General features: G+C 42.4%; 8 protein-coding genes. 6 read left to right on the top strand and 2 right to left on the bottom strand.

What is annotated here, in order from left to right:
* Positions 1-36: 36 nt before the first annotated feature.
* A complete protein-coding gene (locus HWQ42_RS30080; protein WP_292818468.1) occupies positions 37-348 on the bottom strand; it encodes a hypothetical protein in 312 nt (103 codons plus the stop codon).
* Positions 349-589: 241 nt separating this feature from the next.
* Here HWQ42_RS30080 and HWQ42_RS30075 point away from each other — a divergent pair, with 241 nt between their 5' ends.
* Positions 590-718, top strand: a complete 129-nt coding sequence (locus HWQ42_RS30075; RefSeq protein WP_292818465.1) for a hypothetical protein — start codon at positions 590-592, stop codon at positions 716-718.
* 8 nt (positions 719-726) lie between these two features.
* Entirely contained in the window at positions 727-3,345 is a 2,619-nt protein-coding gene (clpB, locus tag HWQ42_RS30070; RefSeq protein ID WP_292818462.1) for an ATP-dependent chaperone ClpB, read from the top strand.
* 99 nt (positions 3,346-3,444) lie between these two features.
* On the opposite strand, the gene HWQ42_RS30065 is transcribed toward clpB, so the two are convergent.
* On the bottom strand, positions 3,445-4,011 hold the full coding sequence (locus HWQ42_RS30065) for an SRPBCC family protein (protein WP_292729346.1): 567 nt from the start codon (positions 4,009-4,011) through the stop codon (positions 3,445-3,447).
* Positions 4,012-4,432: 421 nt separating this feature from the next.
* Between HWQ42_RS30065 and HWQ42_RS30060 the strand changes: the two genes are divergently transcribed.
* The 4 genes from HWQ42_RS30060 (at position 4,433) to lpxD (ending at position 7,736) form a co-directional block, all read left to right on the top strand.
* Positions 4,433-4,627: a hypothetical protein gene (locus HWQ42_RS30060; RefSeq protein ID WP_292729343.1), complete on the top strand. Its 195-nt coding sequence runs from the start codon at positions 4,433-4,435 to the stop codon at positions 4,625-4,627.
* 267 nt (positions 4,628-4,894) lie between these two features.
* Positions 4,895-5,059, top strand: a complete 165-nt coding sequence (gene rd / locus HWQ42_RS30055; RefSeq protein ID WP_292774831.1) for a rubredoxin — start codon at positions 4,895-4,897, stop codon at positions 5,057-5,059.
* 51 nt (positions 5,060-5,110) lie between these two features.
* Positions 5,111-6,349: an NAD(P)/FAD-dependent oxidoreductase gene (locus HWQ42_RS30050; RefSeq protein ID WP_292818471.1), complete on the top strand. Its 1,239-nt coding sequence runs from the start codon at positions 5,111-5,113 to the stop codon at positions 6,347-6,349.
* Positions 6,350-6,683: 334 nt separating this feature from the next.
* The gene (gene lpxD / locus HWQ42_RS30045) at positions 6,684-7,736 is read left to right on the top strand and encodes a UDP-3-O-(3-hydroxymyristoyl)glucosamine N-acyltransferase (protein WP_292818458.1); all 1,053 of its coding nucleotides are present in this window, start codon (positions 6,684-6,686) and stop codon (positions 7,734-7,736) included.
* Positions 7,737-8,301 lie beyond the last annotated feature (565 nt).

Raw genomic sequence — 8,301 nt, 5'->3', positions numbered from 1 at the left:
ATTACCATATTTTGGGTTATTTTTATCGGATTTTTCTTAACATTCAACACTTTTGCTCCAGCAGGTATTGATGCTGTTGGTAATTTTGCGCTTTTTCTTGGAAAGGCGTTGCCTTACAACTTCATTAGGGCAAAGAATTTCTAACGTGCCTGTACCATCTTCGTAATTGACGATGCGAAATAGACAGTCTTGCAACATAGCACGGCTGCTGCTGTCGAAGAACCGCTTAAATCGCTGTAGCTTTTCCCCTTCGCTCATTTGGCTGATGGGTTTTATTTTCAAGAAATCTTCATCCTCAAAGTCAAAGTCATCATCTTTAAAGTCGTAGGGGTCAATCATTTTCAGCATCCACTAAGCGACCTGGGATTATGGTAACTCTGTGTGGGGGCAGGAGGAGAATGGTGGAAGCAAGGTAGAAAAACTTTAATACGAGTGAGTGTACGCATTGAGCCAACCATCGTTGTGAATACTGCCAAGCCCCTAAACGATCATTTCGATTTGATGCAAGTTTAGGTATAGGGTTAAGTACAATAATTGAGAATTGCCCATAGGAAATGGGAAGTACGGGAAAATACGACTTTTACAAGACGTGAACACCGATCTAGGCGATCGCTATCCTGTTCATACAATATCTATATATCTATTGAGAGCAGAAATTTTCTTTACTTGGTGTTCTGGTGGTAGCCTGCGACAAGCCACTACACCTTTACGTTCCTGAAAAAGCCTATGCAACCTACTAATCCTAACCAATTTACAGAAAAAGCCTGGGAAGCGATCGCCCACACCCCGGATATTGTTAAACAATATCAACAACAGCAAATTGAAAGCGAACACCTGATGAAAGCGCTGCTAGAACAAGATGGTCTAGCAATAGGGATTCTCACAAAAGCGGGTGTTAACCTCCAAAAACTGGGCGATTACACTGAACAATTTTTCCAACGTCAACCGAAAGTATCAGGTAATAGTACCTCAGTATACTTAGGACGCAGCTTAGATACACTTCTAGATCGAGCAGACGGATATCGCAAAGAGTTTCAAGATGAATATATTTCAATTGAACACTTATTGCTGGCTTACGCTAAAGATGACCGCTTTGGCAAAGCTTTATTCCAAGAGTTTCGTTTAGACGAAGGCAAACTCAAAAATATTATTAAACAAGTTCGTGGGAGCCAAAAAGTGACCGATCAAAATCCAGAAGGCAAATACGAAGCACTGGAAAAATACGGGCGTGACCTCACCGAAGCCGCGCGTAAAGGTCAACTCGATCCAGTAATTGGGCGAGATGATGAGATTCGTCGCACTGTGCAAATTCTGTCTCGCCGCACCAAAAATAATCCTGTGCTAATTGGTGAACCAGGTGTTGGTAAAACTGCGATCGCTGAAGGATTAGCACAGCGCATTATCGCAGGTGATGTACCTCAATCCCTCAAAGACCGTAAGCTAATTGCTTTAGATATGGGTGCTTTGATTGCAGGGGCAAAATTCCGGGGTGAATTTGAAGAACGCCTGAAAGCAGTATTAAAAGAAGTTACTGAATCTGGCGGCAATATTGTTTTATTTATTGATGAAATTCACACCGTTGTCGGCGCTGGTGCAACCCAAGGCGCGATGGATGCGGGTAACTTATTAAAACCGATGTTGGCACGGGGAGAATTGCGTTGTATTGGGGCAACAACCCTGGATGAATACCGCAAATATATCGAAAAAGATGCTGCATTAGAAAGACGTTTCCAGCAGGTTTATGTCGATCAGCCTAGTGTAGAAGATAGTATTTCGATTTTGCGCGGGTTGAGAGAACGTTATGAAAACCACCACGGGGTGAAGATTTCTGATAGTGCTTTAGTTGCCGCCGCCGTATTGTCGAGTCGATATATTAGCGATCGCTTCTTACCAGATAAGGCAATTGACTTGGTAGACGAAGCCGCCGCGAGATTGAAAATGGAGATTACCTCCAAACCAGAAGAACTCGACGAAATCGATCGCAAGATTCTGCAATTGGAAATGGAGAAGCTATCGCTGCAAAAGGAAAGCGATGCTGCTTCTCGCGAACGTCTAGGAAGACTGGAAAAAGAAATTGCCGATCTCAAAGAAGAACAAAAAACCCTGAATACCCAATGGCAGTCTGAAAAAGATATCATTGACAAAATTCAGTCTGTTAAAAAAGAGATTGAACGGGTCAACTTAGAGATTCAGCAAGCAGAACGCGACTACGATCTTAACCGCGCTGCGGAATTGAAATACGGTAATTTAACCAGTTTGCATCGTCAATTGGAAGCAGTAGAAGCTGAATTGGCAAGCACTCAAAGAAGTGGTAAATCACTATTACGCGAAGAAGTCACAGAAGCTGATATTGCCGAAATTATTTCTAAATGGACAGGAATTCCGATCAGTAAGTTGGTGGAATCGGAGAAAGAAAAACTGTTGCATTTAGAAGATGAACTGCACCGCCGCGTAGTTGGACAAGAAGAAGCAGTCACAGCAGTAGCGGATGCAATTCAGCGATCGCGCGCTGGATTAGCCGATCCTAATCGTCCCATCGCTAGCTTTATTTTCCTTGGGCCGACAGGTGTGGGTAAAACCGAATTAGCGAAAGCGCTGGCGGCGTATATGTTCGATAGTGAAGACGCGTTGGTGCGAATCGATATGTCTGAGTACATGGAGAAACACGCCGTCTCTCGCTTAATTGGTGCGCCTCCAGGATACGTGGGTTATGAAGAAGGCGGACAACTTACAGAAGCGATTCGTCGCCGTCCTTACTCAGTGATTCTTTTCGACGAAATCGAGAAAGCACACCCTGATGTCTTCAATATCTTCTTGCAAATTCTCGATGATGGTCGCGTCACTGATGCCCAAGGTCATAAGGTGGACTTCAAGAACGCTATTATCATCATGACCAGTAACATTGGTTCGCAGTACATTCTTGATATCGCTGGGGATAACAGCCACTACGATGAAATGCGTCGCCGAGTCATGGAAGCAATGCGAAATAGCTTCCGTCCAGAGTTCCTGAATCGGATTGATGAAATCATCATCTTCCACGGTTTAGATAAGAAGGAATTGCGGCATATTGTGCTGCTGCAAGTGGAAAGATTGCGGCAAAGATTGAGCGATCGCAAAATATCTCTCAAACTATCGGATTCTGCACTTGACTTTTTAGCAGAAGTAGGATATGACCCAGTGTATGGGGCGCGTCCACTGAAGCGGGCGATTCAGCGAGAGTTAGAAACTCAAATTGCTAAATCCATCTTGCGCGGCGAATTCAACGACGGCAACACCATCTTTGTAGATGTGCAAAATGAAAGGTTGTCATTTAGCCGTTTACCAGTTGAAGTTTTTACCGGATAATTACACCTGATAAATCACACACAAAAACCCGTTTTCTGACAGAGAGCGGGTTTTTGAATTATCTATAGGTAAAGTGAGTGAAAATCCAATCAGTAATGCCTAAACTTTTGATTGAGTCTTACACATAACTTGTCGCATTTTACGCATATTTGCAGGCAACTCTAAATTCATCGCTTGTTGAATAAAAATAGATGGAATCGGAATTAGAGGTGTCGCTTGCACAGTATAAGCAAGTATTGTGCCATTACCACAATCTTGTAATTCTAAATTGGCGTCAAAGTCCTCAAAAGTCCCATTTACCATGCGAAATTGGATTTGTTGCCCCAGCACTTCTACAACATTGAGGTAAATTTCCACTTGAGCTGTGAAAAAGAAGAAGGCTTTTTGTGCTGCTTGATACAGACGTTTAACTTCACCTTTATGTATTACCTCACTCTTGGTAATATCGGGAAAATATTGCACCCAGCGGGGATAATCAGTTAATTGCTGCCAAACGTGCGATCGCACCATCGGCAAATACATCCAGGCTGTCACCGCGCCACCCGATAGCTTGTGCGATCGCGTTTCTACTAAAATTTCACCCTGTACCAGTAACTTTTGCTTGTCTTGACTCCAAGCCATATCTGAACCTGCAATAATTGAATCTGATATATAAGACGCAGACATAATGATTAAGTTACTCCTCAACTCATCCACCTAAATAGAGTTGCAACTACAAGCCATAAAACTTGATTTAGATCCAACCCATTATTAAATTAGTTCCAGTTTAGTACTTATGTTTTCCGGAAAGGATCATTTTTCCGAATCATTTCAGTTACTTTACTGGAAAAACTGTGTTTCTTATCACAATTAACATAATTAATACTTCAGTGAGTTTTGTCAAAGTAATACTTGTAGATGAAAAACTGCGTTGTTAACAGCTAGAATGGCACAAACACGATTTAACATCAAGTACCTTACCCTAACGTTTGAATAGTATCTCTCGGTTTTTACGTGTTATTTCTGATGAAACTATAACTTCATCGTAACTTCATATTTTAATTATCAATATCAAGTGTAATGTCTGTTGAGTTAAGAGGAAAATTAGGTGAATCAATCTTCTTTAAATCGTAGATTAATCCAGATTTTTGGTACACTTCTCGGCATTAGCGTTGCCGTCTGGGTACTGAGAGGTATTGGTATTCTCACTTTTATCCCAGGTGGAATTATTTGGCTACTGCTACTTGGGGCGATCGCGATCGGAATTATCAGTTACGCCCAAAGGACATGGTGGCGTTTTTAGTCATTTGTCATTGGTCATTGGTCGTTCGCCTAAGATCCAAGAGTTTTTGGGACATACCTCGCTTCTTGTAGGTGAAAAAAATCAGGATATCGGACTAATTCCTACTACGCTCACAAAGGGCGTGGTTTCTCTTGGACTAATGACTTTGCGAAGCGGTTTGATTTTCATACCGTAGTCTCGTTTAAGAATTGTAGCTTGCCTATTTTGACCACTGCCAAAAGTATTTAATAGGGAAGCAATGCCAAGAATTTACGAGGGGAAAGGAACATGGCAAAGTATAAATGTACTGTTTGTGGCTATATATATGACCCAGCAGAAGGCGATCCAGATAGCGACATAGCACCGGGAACAGCCTTTGAAGATATACCAGAAGATTGGTCATGTCCAACTTGTGGCGCAACAAAAGACGACTTTGAACCTGATGAAGAGTGAAAATAACAGCTAGCCTAGAAAGTAGGTGCTGTAAAAGAGACATTTTTGAAATTGTTACCGTTACAAATTGTAGTTATTGGGGGTGGGGCAGCAGGATTTTTTGGCGCGATCGCTTGTGCTAAAGCCAATCCTGATGCCCAAGTTACTTTACTCGAAGCCAGTCGTCAACCCCTAGCAAAAGTGCTAATTTCTGGTGGCGGACGCTGCAACGTAACTCACGCTTGCTTTGAGCCGGAGGAGTTAGTGCAAAATTACCCCAGAGGTGCAAAAGCTTTGCGGGGTGCTTTGACTCGGTTTGGGCCTCAAGATACAGTAGCTTGGTTTGCTGCTGGTGGAGTCTATCTCAAAACGGAAGCTGATGGCCGGATGTTTCCTGTCACCAACACTTCAGAAACCATTGTGGAATGTCTAATTAAATCGGTAGCGAAATCTGGGGTCAAACTCCGTATCGGTAGACATGTAACTTCGGTGAGAACCGCAGCAGACGGGGGTTTTGATATTCTTCTGAAGTCGGGAGAGACAATTAAATGCGATCGCCTACTTTTGGCAACCGGCAGTAGCCTTGCAGGTTATAAAATTGTTCGAGAGTTAGGTCATCAAATTGAACCGCCAGTACCCTCGTTATTTACCTTCAACATTGTCGATCAAAAGTTGCGAGAATTGGCTGGAGTTAGCGTTAACCCTGCTCAATTGCGCTTATCTGCGGGCGGAAAATCCCAATTGCAACAAACTGGGCCATTGCTAATTACCCACTGGGGTTTGAGTGGCCCTGCTGTTTTGAAGCTTTCTGCTTGGGGTGCGAGAGTTCTGCACGAAAGCCGCTATCAAGCCACATTATTGATTAATTGGCTGCCTGATTTGCATCAAGAACAAGTGCGAGAAAAAGTTTTAGCAGTTAAAGATGAATGGGGAAAGAAAGCGATCGCATTGCATCGTGGAGTCGATCTACCCCATCGTCTCTGGCAATATATCATTGCCCGTGCAGGTATTACCACAGAAGACCGTTGGGCAGAAATATCTAGTAAAACCTTAAATCAACTGGTGCAAGAACTTACTCAGGGACAATACTTAATCAACGGCAAAGGAGCCTTCAAAGAAGAATTTGTTACCTGTGGCGGTGTCAAGCTCAAAGAAGTCAACTTCAAGACAATGGAAAGTCGGTTAGTTCCTGGTCTTTATTTTGCCGGAGAAATCTTAGATATTGATGGTGTTACTGGTGGGTTTAACTTCCAAAGTGCTTGGACAACCGGGTATTTAGCAGGCGTGGCAATGGCGACTAGTGACGAATAGTCTGCCGATCCAAAATTGATGGATTTGGAGTGACATAAAGACGCGGAGATTTTTCTCCGTGTTAACCCGAACCCATTTACCAGTTCTTTAGGAACAAGCTATCGCTACGCCGCAGAAGATAATCAACGCCTCAAGACGCTACTGAGACAAGATTCAGTGAAAGTAAGCTCACCAGAGCCATCTACCGAAGAATGTCAGTAAAGTAATCCAACCTGAAGCGAAGCTAGGAACAGTCTGATTGTTTCATCACTATGCGTCTACAAAATTATTGTATTGGAGCATAAAGAGGGAAAATTATCTTGCGATTGTAGATCAATTTTGAACACACCCAACAATGAAATTCAGCGAAATCCTCCGTCAATTTGGTGACGCGGCCACCAATCATAGCCTGACTAGTAACCCAGACCAAGACCCAGAAATTACAGGGGTAGCAGCCATTGATGAAGCTACCAACGGTACGATCGGTTACGTAGAAAGTGCAAAATTTAAATCTTTTGTCGGCAATACCAATGCTAGTGCTTTAATTTTGCCCCAGGACGAAAAATTACAGGCGCTTGCACAAGAGAGGGGTATTGTCTGGCTAGCGACCCCAGATCCGCGATTATTGTTTGCCAAAGCGATCGCACTTTTTTATCAACCATATCGCCCTACCCCAGAAATTCATCCCACCGCAGTGATTCACTCCACTGCAAAAGTTGGTAGTGATGTTTATATTGGCCCCCATGCTGTGATTCAACAAGGGGTAGAAATTGGTAATGGCGCAATCATTCATCCTAATGTAGTGATTTATCCAGATGCTAAAATAGGCGATCGCACCACCTTACACGCCAACTGTACTATCCACGAACGTACCCGCATCGGTGCAGATTGCGTCATTCACAGTGGTGCTGTTATTGGTGCAGAAGGCTTTGGTTTTGTTCCCACCCGGACTGGTTGGTTCAAAATGGAACAATCAGGCTATACAGTCTTAGAAGATGGCGTGGAAGTTGGCTGCAACACTGGCATTGACCGCCCAGCAGTCGGAGAAACACGAGTAGGTCGAAATACAGTAATTGATAGCTTAGTGCAAATAGGCCATGGTTGCCAAATCGGTTCTGGTTGTGCGATCGCAGGTCAGGTTGGCATGGCGGGAGGGGTTAGACTGGGAAATCGCGTTATTTTAGCTGGACAAACAGGAATAGTCAATCAAGTGAAGATGGGAGATGGGTCGATGACATCTGCTCAAACTGGAATTCACAGCGATGTTGCACCAGGAGAAATTGTCTGCGGAACTCCAGCCCTTCCTTACAAACTATATCTCAAGGTATGTGCTGTTTATGGTCGCCTACCAGATATGTATCAATCGCTAAAACAATTGCAACGTCAATTCAAAAATAGCAATGATTAAGCTGAAAGTTATCTAAATTACATAACCAAATTCAAAATAACTCTTGTGGGGCGTGAATCTTGCACGTCCCATTCTGTATTCTTCTTCAAGAGTATTTTGTTTTTATTCCTATTGATAGATGACAAAAGAGTTTTTTAATGAGAATCCAGTAATTTTAGAAAGTTGTAGAAAAAAGTAAAGATTTAGTTAATGATTCTTTTTTCTTTGCGTATAAAAAAATAAAGGGCTAAAATCTTTATTAGGACAAAGCACGAACTTGTACGGAATTTTTTCACCAAAGAGGGTAACAAATTAGTTAAAACAACTGTGCATACAGTTCAGTTAACCAAAAACAATTTTGGAAAGCATTCTAGTTAAAGTTTAGGCTCAATGGTTGAAGATAATGTCAATTTTCAAGCTTATCCGAACCGAAATAAGCATTTGCAAATAACTTGTGAAGTATGGTTACAAAGGGTATGTAAATGACCTGAGTAATTTTCCATTATTTGCATCTAATCAGTCAATCAAGTAACTGAAGTGAATTCACTTCGTTAATAAGCATTTGCAAACATACTCTGAAGCATAG

This window comes from Nostoc sp. JL23, assembly GCF_017115065.1.
In the GTDB taxonomy this organism is placed as follows: domain Bacteria; phylum Cyanobacteriota; class Cyanobacteriia; order Cyanobacteriales; family Nostocaceae; genus Nostoc; species Nostoc punctiforme_A.
Note: the sequence above shows the minus strand (reverse complement) of the source record. Positions and strands in the feature narration are given on the sequence as shown.

Bases quoted from the DNA above. Each gene is read 5' to 3' on its own strand.
- HWQ42_RS30080 (WP_292818468.1), bottom strand. From the start codon at position 348: ATGCTGAAAATGATTGACCCCTACGACTTTAAAGATGATGACTTTGAC.
- rd (WP_292774831.1), top strand. From the start codon at position 4,895: ATGGCAAAGTATAAATGTACTGTTTGTGGCTATATATATGACCCAGCA.
- HWQ42_RS30065 (WP_292729346.1), bottom strand. From the start codon at position 4,011: ATGTCTGCGTCTTATATATCAGATTCAATTATTGCAGGTTCAGATATG.
- clpB (WP_292818462.1), top strand. From the start codon at position 727: ATGCAACCTACTAATCCTAACCAATTTACAGAAAAAGCCTGGGAAGCG.
- lpxD (WP_292818458.1), top strand. From the start codon at position 6,684: ATGAAATTCAGCGAAATCCTCCGTCAATTTGGTGACGCGGCCACCAAT.